This window comes from Nonomuraea soli, from assembly GCF_013761175.1.
GTDB classification, from domain to species: Bacteria; Actinomycetota; Actinomycetes; order Streptosporangiales; family Streptosporangiaceae; genus Nonomuraea; species Nonomuraea soli.
The window spans coordinates 428,066-446,883 of record NZ_JACDUR010000005.1 but is presented as its reverse complement, the minus strand read 5'-3'; the positions used below and the strand labels follow the sequence as shown (position 1 = coordinate 446,883).

Sequence of the window (18,818 nt, the reverse complement as noted above, 5' to 3'; positions counted from 1 at the left end):
ACGAAGGTTGGGCTCCCGAACATGAATGAGATCGCAGCCGGCGTCTTGACGATGGAGTCGATGCGCGCTGACATCGCCGATCAACTCGCCCTCTCTCCCGCCGAGATCGGCAACGACGCCGATCTGGTCGGCCTGGGCCTGGACTCGCTCCGGGCCATGCGCCTGGCGGGGCGCTGGCGGCGTGCGGGAGCCCGCATCGCCTTCGCGGAACTGGCCGAGGAGTTCACACTCCAGGCCTGGTGGGCGCTGGCCGCCGCGCGGCTGGCGCCCGCCGCTCCCGCGACGGTGCTGCCGGAGGTGGACGAGCGTGCTCCGTTCCAGCTCACCCCGGTCCAGCTCGCGTACTGGATCGGCCGCGCGGACGGCCAGGTCGTCGGCGGGGTCGGCTGCCACGCCTATCTGGAGTTCGACGGCTCGGACGTCGATCCGGAAAGGCTGGAGCGGGCCGTGCGCGCGCTGATCGACCGGCACGGCATGTTGCGCGCACGCTTCAACGACGACGGCACCCAGCAGATCATGGACAGCAGCCCGTGGCCCGGCCTGACGGTGCGCGAACTCGACGACGAGGGCGCCGAGCACCTGCGGGAGCGGCTGTCGCACCGCCGGTTCGACGCCTCGCGCGGTGAGGTCTTCGACGTGCAGCTGTCGCTGCTGCCGGGTGGCCGTCGCCGGATCCACTTCGAGGTGGACTTCCTCGTCGCCGACGTGCTGGGCCTGCAGATCCTGCTGAAGGACCTGGCGCTGCTCTACCTGGACCCGGCGGCCATGCCCGCGCCGCCGGCCTGCTCCTTCCCCCGCTATCTGGCCGCCCGCGAGGCGGAACGCTCGCGCGAGCACGCGAAGGACAAGGCGTACTGGCGCGGACGCCTGGCCGAGCTGCCCGGAGCGCCGCAGTTGCCGCTCGCGGTAGACCCGAGCCTGATCACCAGGCCGCGGTTCGCGCGCAGGGAACGGTGGTTGCCGCTGGGCGCGTGGCGGCGCATCGAGTCGCAGGCCCGTGCCAAAGGGCTCACCCCGGCCATGGTGCTGGCCGCCGCGTACTGCGAGGTCCTCGCCGCGTGGAGCGGCGAGCCGCGCTTCCTGATCAACGTGCCGCTGTTCGACCGCGACGAGACCGTGCATCCCGACGTGTCGGGCATGGTGGCCGACTTCACCAACCTGATCCTGCTGTCCGCCGACCTGTCGGCGGACCTGCCGTTCGCCGAGCGGGCCAGGGCTCTGCAGGCCAGGTTCCGCGCCGACGCCCGGCACACCGGCTACTCGGGCGTCGAGGTCCTGCGCGACCTGGCCCGCGAGGGCGAGCACACCGGAGCTCCGGTGGTCTTCGCCTGCAACCTGGGCACGGAGCTGATCGTGCCAGCGGTCCGCCAGGCGTTCGGCGACCCCGGATGGATGATCACCCAGACGCCGCAGGTCTGGCTCGACCACCAGATCAACGAGTACGACCATGGGCTCCACCTGGCGTGGGACGCGGTGGAGGAGCTGTTCGCGCCGGGCGTGCTGGACACGATGTTCGACGCCTACGGCCGCCTGCTGGACTGGCTGGCCGCGGGCGACTGGGAGACCTGCGCGCCCGTCATGCTGCCGATGGAGCAGGAGTTCGTCCGCGAGACGGTCAACCACACCGCTGGTCCGGTGCCCGAGTGCCTCCTGCACACGGGCTTGTTCGCCTGGGCCGCCAACCAGCCGGGAAGGACCGCGCTGGTCGGCGACGACGTCACGGTGTCGTACGGCGAGCTGGCGGATCGGGCGCTGGCGGTGGCCGGTTCGCTGAGCGCTGCGGGTGTGCGGCCGGGTGACGCGGTCGGGGTGGTGCTGCCCAAGGGGGTGGATCAGGTGGTGGCGGTGCTGGGGGTGCTGGCCGCCGGAGGCGTCTATGTGCCGGTCGGCGTCGATCAGCCGCCCGCCCGCAGGGAGTCAATGCTGGAACGGGCGGGCGTGACCCACGTCCTCGACAAGATCCCCGAGGGCCCGCCGCTGGAGCGGCCCGTGGGGGTGTCCGCGGACTCCTCCGCCTATGTGATCTTCACGTCGGGTTCGACGGGTGTGCCGAAGGGCGTGGAGGTGTCGCATCGGGCGGCGATGAACACGGTCGCCGAGGTCAACGCCCGCTGGGGTGTGGGCGCTGACGATCGGGTGCTGGCGGTCTCGGCCCTCGACTTCGACCTGTCGGTGTATGACCTGTTCGGTCTGCTGTCGGTGGGCGGGGCGGTGGTGCTGATCGGCGAGGACGAACGGCGCGACGCCCAGCGGTGGGCCCAGCTCTGCGTCAGGCACGGGGTCACGATCTGGAACAGCGTGCCCACGCTGCTGGAGATGCTGCTGTCGGCGGCCGAGCGGGTCCCGGCGTCCTTACGCCTGGCGCTGGTGTCGGGTGACTGGGTGGGGCTGGACCTGCACGCCCGCCTGCCGGCCGGGTGCCGGCTGGTGGCGCTGGGCGGTGCGACGGAGGCGGCGATCTGGTCGAACGCGTGGGAGGTGAGCCACGTTCCGGCGCACTGGTCGTCGGTTCCCTATGGTCTGCCGTTGCGTAACCAGTGTTTCCGGGTGGTCGACGGGCGGGGCCGGGACTGCCCGGACTGGGTTCCGGGGGAGTTGTGGATCGGCGGAGCGGGGGTGGCGCGCGGTTACCGGGGTGATGCGGTGACGACGGCGGCCAAGTTCGTGGAGTACGGCGGGCAGCGCTGGTATCGCACGGGTGATCTGGGCCGGTACTGGCCGGACGGGACGCTGGAGTTCCTGGGCCGCGCCGATCACCAGGTGAAGATCCGCGGCCATCGCCTGGAGCTGGGCGAGGTCGAGGCGGCTTTGGAGGCTCATCCGCTGGTGGACCGGGCGGTGGTGGTGGCGGTGGGCGAGCGCAGGCAGCGTCGCCTGGCCGCGTTCGTCACCCCGTCCGGGCTGGATCCCGACGATCTGCGGGCGTTCCTGGCCGACCGCCTGCCCGCCCATGCCGTGCCGCCTTCGATCACGCCGCTGGAGCAGCTCCCGCTGACCGCCAACGGCAAGATCAACCGCTCGGCCCTGGAAGGCCTGGAGAACGTTCCCGTCGCAGAGGCCGGGGAGCGGCCCGCCGGCGCCGCCGAGACACTGCTCGCCGGGATCTGGGCGGACCTGCTGGAGATCCCCGCCGTGCACCGGGCCGACAACTTCTTCGCCCTCGGCGGCGACTCCCTGCTCGCCACCCGGATGATCGCCCGGCTGCGCGCCGCGCAGGCCTCCGGCGCCAAGCTCACCACGCTCTTCGACTCGCCCGTCCTGGCTGACTTCGCCGCGACCCTCACCCTGGACCAGGCGCACACCCAGGCGCCCGCCACGCTGAAGGCCGACCCCGGCCACCGTCACGACCCCTTCCCCCCGACCGAGGTGCAGCGGGCCTACTGGCTCGGCCGCGCCGAGCACTTCACGCTCGGCGGCGTCGGCTGCCACTTCTACACCGAGTTCGACGGCGACATCGACCTCGACCGGCTGCGGACGGCGTGGAACCTGCTGATCGAGCGGCACGAGATGTTGCGTGCCGTCTTCGACGCCGACGGCTCCCAGCGCATCCTGCCCGAGGTGCCCGCCTTCACCATCGCCCTGGCCGACAGCCCGGAGCGGCTTCGCGAGCAGATGTCGCACCAGGTCTTCGACCCCGCCGTCTGGCCGCTGTTCGACGCGCGGGCGGCCGTGTACGACGGCAGGGTCCGGCTGGGCGTCAGCTTCGACAACATCATCCTCGACGCGCTCAGCACGATGACGTTCTTCGCCGAGCTCGACCTGCTCTACCGCGACCCCACCACCACGCTGCCGCCGGTCGAGGTGTCCTTCCGCGACTACGTGCTCGGCATGAACCCCGACCGCGCCGTCGTCGAGGCGGCCGAGGCCTACTGGAGCGGACGCCTGCCCGAGCTGCCCCCGGCCCCGCGGCCGCCGCTGCGCGTCGACCCGAGCATGATCGAGCGGCCCCGGTTCGTGCGCCGCGAGGTCAGGCTGGCCGCGCCCGCCTGGAAGCGGGTGTCCGAGCTGGCCAGGAAGCACGACCTGACGGCTTCCACGGTGCTGGCCTCGGCCTTCGGCGAGATCCTGTCCGCCTGGAGTGCCCAGCCCGACCTGACACTCAACCTCACCCTGTTCGACCGCCGCGAGGTGCACCCCGACATCCACCGCGTCCTGGGCGACTTCACCTCGCTCATGCTCGTCGGCTACCAGTCGGGTTCGGCGTGGCTGGACAGCGCGCGCCGCCTGCAGGAAGAGGTCTGGCGCGGCCTCGAGCACGGCGAGGTGTCGGCCGTGTGGGTGATGCGCGAGCTGGCCAGGCGCTCGGGCGCGATCGACATGGCCATGCCCATCGTCTTCACCAGCATGCTGGGCGTCGCCGACGGCGCCACCGGACCGGGCTTCGCCGAGCAGGTCTGGGGCATCTCCCAGACGCCGCAGGTCTGGCTCGACTACCAGGTGGCCGAGATCGGCGGCGAGCTGCTCGTGCGCTGGGACGCGGTGGAGGAGCTGTTCGCGCCCGGCGTGCTCGACGCGATGTTCGGCGCCCACCTGGACCTGCTGGAGTGGCTCGCTGCGGGGGACTGGGCGGAGCCCGTTCCCGCCCTGCTGCCCTCCGGCCAGCGGGCCGTACGCGAACAGGTCAACGACACCGCGGGTCCGCTGCCCGACGTCACCCTGCACGGTGGGTTCTTCACCGTGGCCGCCCGCGAGCCGTACCGCACCGCGTTGGCCGGCGACGACGTCACGGTGTCGTACGGCGAGCTGGCGGATCGGGCGCTGGCGGTGGCCGGTTCCCTGAGCGCTGCGGGTGTGCGGCCGGGTGACGCGGTCGGGGTGGTGCTGCCCAAGGGGGTGGATCAGGTGGTGGCGGTGCTGGGGGTGCTGGCCGCCGGCGGCGTCTATGTGCCGGTCGGCGTCGATCAGCCGCCCGCCCGCAGGGAGTCGATCCTGGAGCGCGCCGGAGTGGTGCACGTCCTCACCGACCTGCCTGACGGCACCCCGCTCGAACAGCCGGTCAACGTAGCCCCGGACTCCTCCGCCTACGTGATCTTCACGTCGGGTTCGACGGGTGTGCCGAAGGGTGTGGAGGTGTCGCATCGGGCGGCGATGAACACGGTCGCCGAGGTCAACGCCCGCTGGGGTGTGGGCGCCGACGATCGGGTGCTGGCGGTCTCGGCCCTCGACTTCGACCTGTCGGTCTATGACCTGTTCGGTCTGCTGTCGGTGGGCGGGGCGGTGGTGCTGATCGGCGAGGACGAACGGCGCGACCCGCAACGCTGGGCCCAGCTGTGCACCGACCACGGCGTGACCGTGTGGAACAGCGTCCCCACCCTGCTCGAAATGCTCCTGTCGGCCACGGACGACCTTCCCTCCCGGCTCAGACTGGCGCTGGTGTCGGGTGACTGGGTGGGGCTGGACCTGCACGCCCGCCTGCCGGCCGGGTGCCGGCTGGTGGCGCTGGGCGGTGCGACGGAGGCGGCGATCTGGTCGAACGCGTGGGAGGTGAGCCACGTCCCGGCGCACTGGTCGTCGGTTCCCTATGGTCTGCCGTTGCGTAACCAGTGTTTCCGGGTGGTCGACGGCCGGGGCCGGGACTGCCCGGACTGGGTGGCGGGGGAGTCGTGGATCGGCGGAGCGGGGGTGGCGCGCGGTTACCGGGGTGATGCGGTGACGACGGCGGCCAAGTTCGTGGAGTACGGCGGGCAGCGCTGGTATCGCACGGGTGATCTGGGCCGGTACTGGCCGGACGGGACGCTGGAGTTCCTGGGTCGCGCCGATCACCAGGTGAAGATCCGCGGCCATCGCCTGGAGCTGGGCGAGGTCGAGGCGGCTTTGGAGGCTCATCCGCTGGTGGACCGGGCGGTGGTGGTGGCGGTGGGCGAGCGCAGGCAGCGTCGCCTGGCCGCGTTCGTCACCCCGTCCGGCCTCGATCCCGACGATCTGCGGGCGTTCCTGGCCGACCGGCTGCCCGCCCACGCGGTCCCGCCTTCGATCACGCCGCTGGAGCAGCTCCCGCTGACCGCCAACGGCAAGATCAACCGATCCGCTCTCGACGCGGGCCAGGCGCCCCCACCCGACGACGACCCCCCGAGACCAGGACTGGAACAGCGGCTCGCCGCCATCTGGGCCGACCTGCTGGAGATCCCGGAACCCGGACGCAGCCAGAGCTTCTTCGCCCTGGGCGGCGACTCCCTGCTCGCCACCCGCTTCGCGGAGATCGCCCGGCAGCGGCTCGGCGTGGAGGTGACGCTGCGGCGTTTCTTCGCCGCGCCCACCATCGCCGACTGTGCCCTCTCGATCGACGACGACCACGACACGGAAGAGGGCGAGCTGTGACCCACGCACCCGCCGCACGCGGACTGATCGCCGACATGGAGTCGGCCGGCATCAGATTGTGGGAGGAGGACGGCCGGCTGCGCTTCCGCGCCCCCAAGGGAGCGCTCACCGAAGACCGGCGCGCCCTCCTCCAGGAAGCCAAACCCGAGATCCTTGAGCAACTGCGCCGCGAATCGGCCTCCCAGACCGTGCGGCCGGAACCGGAACGGCGCCTGGACCCCTTCCCGCTCACCGACATCCAGCAGGCCTACCTGATCGGCCGCAACGACGCCTTCGGCTACGGCGGCGTGGCCTGTCACGGCTACGTCGAGGTGGCCTACGCCAGCCTCGACCCGGGCAGGGCCCAGCGGGCGTGGCGCACCCTGGTCGAGCGCCACGACATGCTGCGCGCCGTGATCCACCCGGAAGGGCACCAGAACGTCCTGGACCAGGTGCCCGCCTACGACATCCTCGTCAGCGACCTGCGCGGCGTGGACCCGCGGGAAGGACTGGCCGCGGTCCGCGAGGAGATGGCGCACAAGGTCTACCCCGCCGGCACCTGGCCGCTGTTCGAACTGCGGATCACTCGCACCGACACCGCCGACCTGCTGCACGCCTCGATCGACCTGCTCATCGCCGACTACGTCAGCATCCAGTTGCTCCTGGCCGAGCTCAACCGGCTGATCGGCGACCCGGACGCCGACCTGCCGCCGGTGCCGGTCAGCTTCCGCGACTGCGTGCTGGGCCTGCGTGCCCAGCGCGACAGCAGCAGGTACGACCGCGACCGCTCCTACTGGTGGTCCCGCATCGACGAGCTCCCGCCCGCGCCGGAACTGCCGGTCCTCGGACAGGACACGGCCGCCAGGTTCACCCGCTGGGAGACCACCCTCCAGCCGCAGGAGTGGGCGCAGCTGCGGGCACGCGCCGCGGCCGCCGGGCTCACCCCGTCGCAGGCCGTGCTCGCCGCCTACGCCGAGGTCGTCGGAAGGTGGAGCCGCAGGCCCGCCTTCACCCTCAACCTGACGCTGCTGGACCGCCCGCCCCTGCACCCCCAGATCGACCGGGTCGTGGGCGACTTCACCTCACTCAACCTGCTCGCCGTCGACACCACGCCCGACGCTCCGTTCGCCGCCAGGGCCGCCGCCATCGGCGCGCAGCTCTTCACCGACCTCGAACACCGCCGCTGCGGCGGCGTGGAGGTCATCCGCGAGCTGGTCCGCAGGCGCGGCCGGGACGCCGGGCTGATGCCCGTGGTGTTCACCAGCGCCATCGGCATCGGCCAGACCGAGGCCGAGCAGGGCGAACCGGTGTACGGCATCAGCCAGACCCCCCAGGTGTGGATCGACTGCCAGGTCAAGGAGCACGCCGGAGCCCTGCTGATCAACTGGGACGTCCGCGCGGGAGTGCTGCCCGACGCGCTGGTGGACGACATGTTCACCGCCTTCGGCGGCCTGCTCACCCGCCTCACCGACCAGGAGACGTGGACGAGCGTGTCGCCCGTCGAGCTGCCCGCCGCCCAGGCGAGCCGCCGCGCCGAGGTCAACCGGACCGCCGCCCCGCTGCCCACCGGCCTGCTCCACGACGAGGTGGTCGCCCAGGCGCTGCGCACGCCCGAGCGCGTCGCCGTCATCGGCGCCACCACCCTCACCTACGGCGAGCTCCTGGAACGCGCGAGAGGAGTGGCACGAGCCCTGCTCGACGCCGGGCACTCGCCCGGCGAGATCGTCGCCGTCGTCATGGACAAGGGGATCGAGCAGGTCGTCGCGGTCCTCGGCACGCTGCTGGCGGCGGGCGTCTACCTGCCGATCGACACCGGCCAGCCCAAGTCACGGCGCGACCGCATCCTCGCCGACGCCTCCGCACGTCTGGTGCTCACCCAGTCGTGGCAGGCCGAGGAGGGCTGGATCGCGGTCGACCGGCTGCCCACCACCGCCACCACGGCCACCGCCCCGCCGATCGGGCGCGACCCGGACGAACCGGCGTACGTCATCTACACCTCGGGCTCGACCGGCGCCCCCAAGGGCGTGGTGATCAGCCACCGGGCGGCCCGCAACACCATCGACGACATCAGCTCCCGCTTCGGCGTCGGCGCCCAGGACCGCGTGCTCGGCCTGGCCGCGCTCGGCTTCGACCTGTCGGTCTACGACGTCTTCGGCACCCTGGCCACCGGAGCCGCACTCGTGCTGCCCGACGCCCTGCGCCGCGGCGACCCCTCCCACTGGGCCGCGCTGGCCGCCGAGCACGCGATCACCGTCTGGAACTCGGTGCCCGCGCAACTGCAGATGCTCCAGGACTACCTGGAGGCCGAACCCCACGTGGAGCTGCCGGCGCTGCGCCTGGCCCTGCTCTCCGGCGACTGGATCCCGCTGGCGCTGCCCGGCCGGGTGCGGCGGCGCCTGCCCGGCCTGCGACTCGTCAGCCTGGGCGGCGCGACCGAGGCCGCGATCTGGTCGATCTACCACCCCATCGGCGCCGACCTGCCCGGATGGCCCAGCATCCCGTACGGCAGGCCGCTGGCCAACCAGAGCTTCCACGTCTACGACTCCCACCTGCGGCCGAGCCCTGACTGGGTGCCGGGCGAGCTGTACATCGGCGGTGCGGGCCTGGCCCTGGGCTATCTCGGCGACGAGGCCAAGACCGCGGAACGTTTCGTCCACCACCGGGGCGAGCGCCTCTACCGCACCGGCGACCTGGGCCGCTACCGGCCCGACGGCACCATCGAGTTCCTTGGCCGCGAGGACTCCCAGGTCAAGATCCGCGGCCACCGCATCGAGCTCGCCGAGGTGGAGAGCGCGCTGCAGGCCCACCCCGCCGTCGCCGCCGGGACGGTGATCGTCGAGGGGGACCGTCCCCTGGAACGGCGCCTGGTCGCCTTCGCGCGAGCCGTACCCAAGACGGAGCGTCACCCGGCACCCGACGTCGACGCGGCGGCGCGCGAGGCGGCGCGGGCGACGATCGCCGGAGTCGACCTGGCGGGCGTGAGTGAGGTGGCCGGGACACTCGACGAGATCGCGCTGTCCGCCATGGCCGGCACGCTGCGCACCGCCGGGCTGTTCGCCGACGAGGCCGGTCCCGGGCACGAGCTGGCCGAGATCCTCGACGCGGCCCGGGTCAAACCCGACCACCACCGCCTGGTCAGGCGCTGGCTCACCGCGCTGCACGAGCGCGGCCACCTCGACCGTGATCCTTCAGGACGCTACCGGGGCCTGCGCGCCCCGGCCGACACCGCCGTCCTGTGGCGCCGCGTCGAGGAGCTGACGGAGCGGCTCGACTACGGCGCCGAGCTGATCGGATTCCTGCGCGTCAGCACCGCGCATCTGCCCGAACTGCTGCGCGGCGAGCTCGACGCCCGCGACCTGCTGTTTCCCGAGGCCGGGGTCGAGACGGCGGAGGGCGCCTACAAGGACAACGTCCTCAGCCGCTACGTCAACCGCATCGTGCGAGCCGTGATCGGCCGCGTCGCCGAGCAGCACACCGGGGGCCCGCTGCGCATCCTGGAGGCGGGCGCGGGCGTCGGGGGCACCAGTGCCGAACTGATCCCCGAGCTGGCAGGGCACCGCGTCGACTACCTGTTCACCGACCTGTCCAGGTTCTTCCTGGCCCGGGCGGCCGAGCACTTCGCCGACCATCCGTGGGTGCGCTACGGCCTGTTCGACATCAACGCCGACTACCGCGCCCAGGGTTACGAGCCCAACTCCTTCGAGGTCATCCTCTGCGCCAACGTCCTGCACAACTCCCAGGACGCGAACGCCGTCCTGCGGCGTTTCCGCGAGCTGCTCGTGCCGGGCGGCTGGCTGGTGTTCATCGAGACCACCCGCGAGCACGTCCAGATCATGAGCTCGATGGAGTTCCTCATGAACCCCCGCGACTACGACGACGTACGGCGGGGCCGGGATCGCACCTTCATCACCCGCGAGGAATGGCTCGACCTCCTGGCCGACTCCGGCGCCACCACCATGACCTGCCTGCCCGAGCCAGACGGCCCGCTGGCCCAGCTGGGACAGTGCGTCTTCGCCGCCCGCTTCCCCGACGACCGCGAGCACCTGGACCAGGGCGAGCTGCGAGCCTTCATGGCCGAACGCCTGCCCGACTACATGATCCCCGCCCACTTCCAGGTCGTGGACGAGCTGCCCCTGACCTCCAACGGCAAGATCGACAGAGCCCGGCTGGCGGCCCTGCTGCCCCGGGCGTCGGGCGAGGCCGCCCCTGCCGGTGAGGAGGCGCGCGACGACCTCGAGCGCCGCCTGGCCGCGTTGTGGGCCGAGCTGCTCGGCCTGCCGCGCGTCGGCCGCGACCAGGACTTCTTCGCACTCGGCGGCGACTCCCTGCTGGTCACGCGGCTGGCCGGCCGCGTGCGCGAGGAGATGCCGGAGGCCGACGGCTTCTACTGGGACAGCCTGGTCCGCCAGCTGGTCAACCAGCCGACCATCGCCGCGCTGGCAGCCCACCTCCGCCAGGCGGGCGAGGACCGCGCGTCCGGCCGGACCCGTGGGCGCGCGGGCTCGCTGGTCCACCTGTCGGAAGGCGACGGCCCGGCCCGCGTGCTGGTCCACGACGGCACCGGGACCCTCACCCCCTACCGGGCGCTGATCAGGGAACTGGCAGGCACCGACCTGTACGGCCTGGCGATCGACGACGCCGAGCTCTACCTGGAGCTCGACCCGGCCGAAGCCGCGTCGACGCTCGCGGGCGCCTACACGCGGCTGCTGCTGGAGCGGGGCCTGAGCCGGATACGCGTCGTCGGCTACTGCATGGGCGGGCTGATCGCCACCGAGCTGGCCCGCCAGCTCACCGAGAGCGGCGCGGCCGTCGACGACCTCACCGTCATCAGCAGCTCGCGCTTCCCCTACCGGATCACCGACGAGCTCATGCTGGAGTACGGCTTCGCCCAGGCCTGCGGGCTCGACCCCACCGGGCTCGGCTATCCGGACGGAGACCTGGCCAGAGCGCTGCTGGCCGTTCAGGAGGCCACGCCAGGCCAGGTGCCGGAGGGCAGCCTGGCCGCCCTCGGCGCCGGCGCGGACGCCGGACTGGCGCGGATCGGCCGCGGATTCGCCGCCCTGGCCGACCGGCCGCACCGCGACCGGCTGGCCGCCGTCGCCCGCGCGCTGGGCCAGCCGCCCGAGCGGGTGGAGCCGGCCTACCGGGTCTTCCGCCAGAGCTTCTCCGCCGTCACCCACTACGAGCCGGAGCCGTACGCCGGAGACATCACCTTCCTGCGCCAGAGCGGCGTCACCAACCTCGTGCCCACCCTCCAGACGGACATGACCGGCTTCTGGCAGGAGCTTTGCCTGGGCCGGCTGAACGTGGTCGACATCGCCGGCGACCACTTCAGCTGCCTGGACCAGGCCAACGCGCCGGGCGTCGCCCGGCTGATCACCGGCGACCCGTCATGATCGGGATCGTCGGAGGGTACGGCGCGGTCGGCGGCGCGGCGGCGCGGCTGCTGGCCCCGCACGGGATCCGCGTCGGCGGGCGCGACGCCGGGCGGGCTCGCCGCTTCGTCGAGGAGGAGCTGGCCGGGCACGGCGAGGCGTGGCAGGTCGACGCCTACGACGAGGCCAGCCTGGCCAGGTTCTGCCGCGGCTGCAGCGTCGTGGTCAACTGCGCCGGCCCCTCCTACCGGCTGCTCGACCGCGTGGCACGAGCCGCGTTCCTGGCCGGAGCCGACTACGTCGACGCCGCGGGCGACGGCCCGGCCATCGAGCGTCTCGACGGATCGCAGCCCTCCGGGGCCGTCGCCGTGTTCTCCGCCGGCATGCTGCCCGGCCTCACCGGGCTGCTGCCGCGCCACCTGGCGCGCTTCGCCCCCGGCGGGGCCGACCGGCTCGACGTCTACACCGGCGGCCTGGACCGGCTCACCCCCGCGGCCGCCGTGGACGTCCTGCTGGCCGGGCGGGAAGGCCACGGCGAGGCCATGGCCGTATGGCGTGACGGCGCCACCCGCTCCCGGGCACTCACCCCGGCGCACGGCGTGGAGCTGCCCTTCTTCCACGGGCCCGTCACCGCCTACCCGTACCTGAGCACCGAGGCGGCGCGTGTCGCCGGGGAGCTCGGGCTGCGGGAGGCACGCTGGTACAACGTCGTCACCGGCGAGCGCATGATGGCCGCCGCCAGCACCGCGGTCTCCGCCGACGACCTCATCCGGGTGGCCGAGCTCGAACTGGCCGGGCGCACGCCGTACTACGTGCTGCTCTTCCAGCTCAGCGGCTCAGGCGCCACCCGCACGCTGGCCCTGCGCACCGCCGACACCTACGCGCTCACCGCGGCGGTGGTGGCGCACGCCACCGCCGCCGTGCTCGCCGGGCAGGTCGGGGCCGGCCTGCACTACGCCGACGCCGTGCTCGACCCGGCAGGAGTGCTGGCCGACGTGGCCTCCGTGGCCACGATCGAGGTCTCCGACGAGATCACGATGATCGACCTGGCCGAACCGGCCTTCGAGGAGGGCGCGCTGTGAAGCGGGTCGTGGTCTGCGGCACGAAGTTCGGCCAGATCTACCTGTCCGCCCTGGCCGGCGGGCCGTTCGAGCTGACGGGCATCCTGGCCCGCGGCAGCCCCCGCTCGGCCGGGTACGCCAAGGAGTACGGCGTACCCCTGCTCACCGACCCGGACCAGGTGCCCGAGGTCGCCGACCTGGCCTGCGTCGTGGTGCGCTCGGGCGTCGTCGGGGGAGAGGGCAGCGAGTTGGCCACGGCGCTGCTGGAGCGCGGCGTCCACGTGCTCCAGGAGCACCCCGTGCACGCCGACGAGCTGGCCCGCTGCCTGCGCGCCGCCCGCTCGGCCGGAGCGATCCACCACATCAACACGCTCTACGTGCACCTGGAGCCGGTGCGCAGGTTCGTCGAGGCGGCCCGCAGGCTGCGCGCACTCCAGCAGCCCCTCTACATCGACGCCGCCTGCAGCGTGCACGTCGCCTACGCGCTCTTCGACATCCTCGGCCGCGCGCTCGGCGGGCTGCGGCCGTGGGCCTTCGCGCCCGCCCCGCAGGCCGGCCCGTTCACCTGCCTCACCGGCACGATCGGCGGGGTGCCGCTGACGCTGCGGGTGCAGAACCAGATCGCGCCCAACGACCCCGACGCCCACCTCCACCTGCTGCACCGCATCACCCTGGGGACGGAGGGCGGCAACCTCACCCTGGTCAACACGCACGGCCCCCTGGTGTGGAGCCCGCGCATGTACGTCGGCCGCGACGCCGACGACCGGTTCGACATCGAAGCCGAGCATCTGTGCCTGCCCAGCGCGACCGTCCTCGGGCCCGAGCGCGCGCCGACCTTCCGCGAGATCGTCGGAACGCTCTGGCCGGACGGGGTCCGGCGGGCTCTGGGCGAGCTGTGCGACGCGGCCGCGCAGGGCGCCGACCCGCTGCGCCAGGGTCAGTACCACCTGACGCTCAGCCGGCTCTGGCTCGACGCCACCACCGCCCTTGGCCGCCCCGAGCTGCTGGTCCAGGGCGCCCCCCGACCCCTGTCCGCAGCGGAGATCTCATGACGTGGTTCCACTGTTACGAGCCCAGGCCGCGGGCGGGACTGCGGCTGTTCTGCTTCCCGCACGCCGCCGGATCCGCGGCCTTCTTCCGCGCCTGGCACCACGACCTGCCGCCCGCCGTGGAGGTGCGGGCGGTGCAGTATCCCGGCCGTGCCGACCGGCGCGCCGACGCCCTGATCGACGATGCCCACCACATCGCCAAGCTCGTGGCCGACGCCATGGCGCCCCTGCTCGACCGGCCCGTCGCGCTGTTCGGGCACAGCATGGGCGCCCTGCTCGCCTACGAGGTGGCCCGCGAGCTGGAACGGCGCGGCCGCGGCCTGGTGCACCTGTTCGCCTCGGGCCGGCACGCGCCGCACGAGTACCGGCCGGGCCAGGACTTCCTGACCGACGACGACCTCGTCGAGGAGCTGGTACGGCTCGGCGGCGTGGACGCCGCCCACCTGGCCGATCCGGTGATCAGGGAGCTGACGCTGCCGGTGGCGCGCAACGACTACCGACTCGACCAGAACTACACCCACATCCCCGGCGGCACGCTGAGCTGTCCCGTCACCGCCATGCTGGGCGCCGGTGACCCCGAGGTCAGCTCCGGGCAGGCCGCGCGCTGGGGAGAGCTGACCTCCGGCCGCTTCGCCGTACGCGAGCTCGACGGCGACCACTTCTACCTCGTGCCACGCCGCGACGAGGTGCTCGCGCACGTGCTCCGCACCGTCTCCATGTCCTGGCCCTCCACCCCTTAAGGACCACGATGGAACACGACCTGATGAGGATCCTGACCGGCGGCTGGGTCGCGGAGGCGACCTTCGCCGCCGTGCGGCTCGGCGTCGCCGACTCGCTGGCCGGGCAACGCCTGCGCCCGGCGGAGCTGGCCCTCCGCGTCGGCGCCCACGCCGGATCGTTGCACCGCCTCCTGCGCCTGCTGGCGGGGGTGGGGCTGGTCGACGTCGACGACGACGACCGGTACGGGCTGACCCCGATGGGAGCCATGCTGGAGCGGGACAGGCTCGGCCCGCTGGCGGCCCTGTACGGCGAGGACTACTTCGGCACCGCCTGGCGCGGCCTGACGCACACCCTCCGCACCGGCGAGCGCGCCTTCGACCATGTCTTCGGCAGGCCGGTCTTCGCGCACCTGGCGAACGATCCCGACAAGGCGTCGGTGTTCAACACCGGCATGGCTGCGGGCGCCGCGTTCTTCCGCGAGGTCCCCGTGGCCCACGACTTCTCCGGCGCCAGAACGGTCGTGGACCTGGCCGGCGGCACCGGCGCGCTGCTCGCGGCCGTCCTGCGCGACCACCCCGCGGCGCGCGGCGTCCTGTTCGACCTCCCCGAGGTCGTGGCGGCCGCGCCGCCGCACCTGGAGCGCATGGAGGTGCTCGACCGGTGCGAGCTCGTGGCGGGCGACCTGTTCGAGTCGGTCCCGCGCGGCGGCGACGTCTACCTGCTCTCCCGCATCCTGCACGACTGGGACGACGAGCGCTGCGCCCGGCTGCTGGCCACCTGCGCGGCGGCGATGGACAAGGGCGCGCAGCTGCTGATCGTCGAGCGGGTCGTCTCCGCGGCAACCTACCTGCCGCTCGCCTACGACCTGCACATGATGGTGATGACCGGCGGGCGGGAGCGGACCGAGGAGGAATACCGCGTGCTGCTGGAGGGTGCGGGGCTGGTCCCCGGCAAGCTGGTCGAGCTGCCGCTGGGCATGCACCTGCTCACCGCCACCCGCTGACCCCGGCTTCTACGACGATGGCCGCGATCCGCTGACCCCGGCTTCTACGACGATGGCCGCGATCCCCGGGGATCGCGGCCATTCGCCGTACGGTCGTGAGGTCAGACCGTCGCGGGAACCCGCAGGACCTCCACGCTGCCCTGGCTGCCGTCGACACGGAGCAGGTCGCCGTCCCTGATGAGCATGGTGGCGTTCCTGGTCCCGACGACGGCGGGGATGCCCAGCTCACGGGCCACGATGGCCGCGTGCGACAGCGGCGCGCCGATGTCGGTGACCACCGCGGCGGCACGCGGGAACAACAACGTCCAGCCCACGTTCGTCACGGTCGTCACCAGGATCTCGCCCTCCGCGAGCCGCTCGCCCTCCTCCACGGAGAAGATCACGCGGGCCACGCCCTCCACCACACCCGACGCACCGGGGAAGCCGGTGACCTCACGTGAGGGCGGAGCCACCCCGGCCCCGGCGTCGAACACGTCGCCACGCCGGTTCGGGTCGGCCGCCCACCGCTCCGGATCGAACCGGCCGCGGATGATCCCGGGATAGCGCGGGAGCGACGAGTACAGCTCGTGGGTCGCCCGGCGCTTGGCCACCTGCGACAGCGGCCGGCGCGATCCGCGCAGCACCTGGATGATCTCCTCCATCGTCAGGAAGAACAGGTCGTCGCCGTGCCCGCTGACCTGACCGGCCCGTACGACGAAGTCACGCACCATCCAGAAACCGCGCATCATCTCCGAGCGCGTCTCCTCGCGGGAGCGGACGATCGCCTCCCAGCGGTCGATCTTGCGGCGGAACTTCTCGGCCTGGCGCGGATGGCGCTCGCGGAAGCGGGTCCAGGCGGCGCTGCTCGCCTCATCCTGGCGCTTCAGCAACTCGCCCGGGTCCACGGTGAGCCCGGCGATCTGCCGGTCGAGCCACCCGGGGTCCTCCACGGGCCTGGGCACCGAGACCTCGAACTCGTCCGGGCAGCGGTGGCCGTAGCGCCGGGTGTACTCCTCGCGCGTGATCTCGCCCCGCTTGTACCTGGCCAGCCCGAGCAGCGGCCCGAGGCTCTCCAGCCGGCCGTCGCCGGCCTGGATCCCGGACATCAGCACGGAGGCGTCGGCCTCGCCGACCAGCTTGTTCAGGCGCGCGCCGAGATAGACCAGCGAACCGGCGTCCTGGCGGGCGGCGGCGGCGAGCATGCGGTTGCACTCCAGGAACCGCGGCTCGATCTCCTTCTCCCAGAGCGTGGGCAGATCGTCGCTGACGGCGATCTTGGCGCGCAGCGCCTCGGTGACGCCGGTCGCCGACGCGACGTACTCGGGGATGACGTCGACGAGCTGCTGGATGGCGCGCCGCCCGCCCATGATCGGCTTGGCCGCCTTGAGGGTCTGCCACCGCGTCATCGGCAGCAGCGGCGTCTCCACCCCCTCCGGCAGCCTGCCGTACACCGGCTCCTGGGCGTCGCGGATCTTCCTGGTCATGCCCAGCGCCCTGCCGAGCGAGGCGGTCAGGCTCATGTTCATATAGACCCGGCCGCCGATGTTGCCGCAGTAGGGATGGCCGCCGAGCTCGCCCACGACCATGATCTCGTCGATGAACGCCCGCACGAGCGACCACGTGCACGGCGTCATCACGCTGGGGATCGCCTCGCCCAGGTTGCCGTTGGTCCACAGGTAGTCGCCCCTGAGCGAGTCGTTCCACACCTCGCGCTGCCCGGTGATGGGCCTGGCCTGCAGGATGTACGGCTGCGCCCGGTGGATGGCCCATTCGACGTCCACCGCGTGGCCGTACAGCTCCTCGATGGCCATGCCCAGCTCCGCCAGCCGTACCGCCTGGTCCTTCGACAGGGCGGGCCTGCCGCGGTCGTCCTCGGGCACCGGCGCCTCGCGGGTGCCGTCCGGGACGCGGACCGTCATGACGTCCTTCTCGGCGACGCTCTCCGCGACGACCGTGAGGCCGTCGCGGTCCAACGTGATCGTGTCGGGCGTGACCAGGCCGCCGACCACGGCCTCGCCCAGACCCCAGGCGGCGTTGATGGTCAGGTGGTCGCCGTCGTCGGTGAACATCACCCCGGCGGCGTCGGCGGGCACCAGCTCCTGGACCACGACGGCCAGCGCCACCTCGTCGTGGGGGACGCCGTTGCGCTCGCGGTAGGCCACCGCGCGCTCGGTCCACAAGGAGGCCCAGCAGCGACGTACCGTCTCCAGCAGGGAGTCGGCGCCGCGGACGTTGAGGTAGGTGTCCTGCTGGCCGGCGAACGACATGCCCGGAAGGTCCTCGGCGGTCGCCGACGAGCGGACGGCCACGGCCGGCTCGTCACCCATGGCGAGGTAGGAGGCGCGGATGTCGTCGGCGATGTCGTGAGGTATCTCGTGGGTGGCGAACAGGCCCGCGATCTGCGCGGCGTCGCCGGCCAGGATGCGTTGCTGCAGGCCGTGGTGCTCGACGTAGGCGCGATAGGCGAAGGTGGTGATGTGGAAGCCCGGCGGAACAGGTAACCGGGCGCGGGCCAGGCGGGCCAGGGACTCGCCCTTGCCTCCGACGGTCGGCAGATCGGCCCGCGGGTCGGCCAGGGCAAGAGTGTTCATGGACCCATCTCCATTCGTCCCGGGGGTTGTCCGCTCGCGAACAGGGCAGACATGTTCACGCTACGGATCTCGGGACTGGGCGGCCCACCCCTAGGCGCCCCAGAATCAGGTCTCGGAAGCCCGTTTGAGCAGGCCGGTCTCGTAGGCCGCGGCCACGGCGGCAGCACGGTCCTTGACCCCGAGCTTGCCGAAGATGTGGAGCAGGTGGGTCTTGACCGTCGCCTCGGTGATGAACAGCCGGGCGGCGACCTCGCGGTTGGTGGCGCCGCGGGCGATCAGCCCCAGCACCTCCAGCTCGCGACGGCTCAGCGTCTGCCCGGGAGAGCGCACCTTCTGCTGGAGCACCCCGGCCACGGTGGGCGACAGCACCGTCTCGCCCCGCGCGGCGGCCTGCGCGGCGCGCAGCAGCTCGACGCGGGGAGTGTCCTTCAGCAGGTATCCGGTGGCCCCCTGCTCGATGGCGGGCAGGACGTCACCGTCGTTGTCGAACGTCGTCAGAACAAGCACGTTGATGCCGGGATTCTGCTCGCGCAGCCGGCGGATCAGCTCGGCCCCGCTCATCTTGGGCATGCGCAGGTCCATGAGCACGAGATCGGGATTGGTGCGACGGGTCAGGGCCAGCGCCTCAGGCCCGTCGGCGGCCTCGCCGACGACCTCGAAGGCTTCGTCGGTGGAGAAGATCTCGCGCAGACCATCGCGGACGACGGGGTGATCGTCCACGACGATGATACGAATCGGCATGC

Annotated in this window: 8 protein-coding genes; 6 read left to right on the top strand and 2 right to left on the bottom strand. The window is 72.5% G+C overall.

Annotated elements, in window-relative coordinates:
• Positions 1–21 precede the first annotated feature (21 nt).
• From HNR30_RS25555 to HNR30_RS25530, 6 genes are read left to right on the top strand one after another with little or no spacing between them, the layout of a single operon-like run.
• Complete coding sequence (locus tag HNR30_RS25555; RefSeq protein WP_246379168.1) at positions 22–6,318, top strand: non-ribosomal peptide synthetase; 6,297 nt, start codon at positions 22–24, stop codon at positions 6,316–6,318.
• Positions 6,315–11,693: a non-ribosomal peptide synthetase gene (locus HNR30_RS25550; RefSeq protein WP_312894635.1), complete on the top strand. Its 5,379-nt coding sequence runs from the start codon at positions 6,315–6,317 to the stop codon at positions 11,691–11,693. The genes HNR30_RS25555 and HNR30_RS25550 overlap by 4 nt, the downstream gene beginning before the upstream one ends.
• The gene (locus HNR30_RS48125) at positions 11,690–12,754 is read left to right on the top strand and encodes a saccharopine dehydrogenase NADP-binding domain-containing protein (protein WP_181612557.1); all 1,065 of its coding nucleotides are present in this window, start codon (positions 11,690–11,692) and stop codon (positions 12,752–12,754) included. The genes HNR30_RS25550 and HNR30_RS48125 overlap by 4 nt, the downstream gene beginning before the upstream one ends.
• A complete protein-coding gene (locus tag HNR30_RS25540) occupies positions 12,751–13,785 on the top strand; it encodes a Gfo/Idh/MocA family oxidoreductase (RefSeq protein WP_181612556.1) in 1,035 nt (344 codons plus the stop codon). The genes HNR30_RS48125 and HNR30_RS25540 overlap by 4 nt, the downstream gene beginning before the upstream one ends.
• Complete coding sequence (locus HNR30_RS25535; RefSeq protein ID WP_181612555.1) at positions 13,782–14,522, top strand: thioesterase II family protein; 741 nt, start codon at positions 13,782–13,784, stop codon at positions 14,520–14,522. Before HNR30_RS25540 ends, HNR30_RS25535 begins: the two co-directional genes overlap by 4 nt.
• Positions 14,523–14,530: 8 nt before the next feature.
• Positions 14,531–15,505, top strand: coding sequence for a methyltransferase (locus tag HNR30_RS25530; protein WP_181612554.1), 975 nt, complete (start codon positions 14,531–14,533; stop codon positions 15,503–15,505).
• A gap of 101 nt (positions 15,506–15,606) precedes the next feature.
• On the opposite strand, the gene HNR30_RS25525 is transcribed toward HNR30_RS25530, so the two are convergent.
• Together HNR30_RS25525 and HNR30_RS25520 are read right to left on the bottom strand one after the other, a co-directional pair.
• On the bottom strand, positions 15,607–18,075 hold the full coding sequence (locus HNR30_RS25525; protein WP_181612553.1) for a PEP/pyruvate-binding domain-containing protein: 2,469 nt from the start codon (positions 18,073–18,075) through the stop codon (positions 15,607–15,609).
• 105 nt (positions 18,076–18,180) lie between these two features.
• Entirely contained in the window at positions 18,181–18,816 is a 636-nt protein-coding gene (locus tag HNR30_RS25520; RefSeq protein WP_181612552.1) for a response regulator, read from the bottom strand.
• Positions 18,817–18,818: the final 2 nt, after the last annotated feature.

What these genes read in the sequence shown, in the direction of transcription:
- HNR30_RS48125 (WP_181612557.1), top strand. Translation starts at nt 11,690, where the DNA reads ATGATCGGGATCGTCGGAGGGTACGGCGCGGTCGGCGGCGCGGCGGCG.
- HNR30_RS25530 (WP_181612554.1), top strand. Translation starts at nt 14,531, where the DNA reads ATGGAACACGACCTGATGAGGATCCTGACCGGCGGCTGGGTCGCGGAG.
- HNR30_RS25535 (WP_181612555.1), top strand. Translation starts at nt 13,782, where the DNA reads ATGACGTGGTTCCACTGTTACGAGCCCAGGCCGCGGGCGGGACTGCGG.
- HNR30_RS25525 (WP_181612553.1), bottom strand. Translation starts at nt 18,075, where the DNA reads ATGAACACTCTTGCCCTGGCCGACCCGCGGGCCGATCTGCCGACCGTC.
- HNR30_RS25520 (WP_181612552.1), bottom strand. Translation starts at nt 18,816, where the DNA reads ATGCCGATTCGTATCATCGTCGTGGACGATCACCCCGTCGTCCGCGAT.
- HNR30_RS25555 (WP_246379168.1), top strand. Translation starts at nt 22, where the DNA reads ATGAATGAGATCGCAGCCGGCGTCTTGACGATGGAGTCGATGCGCGCT.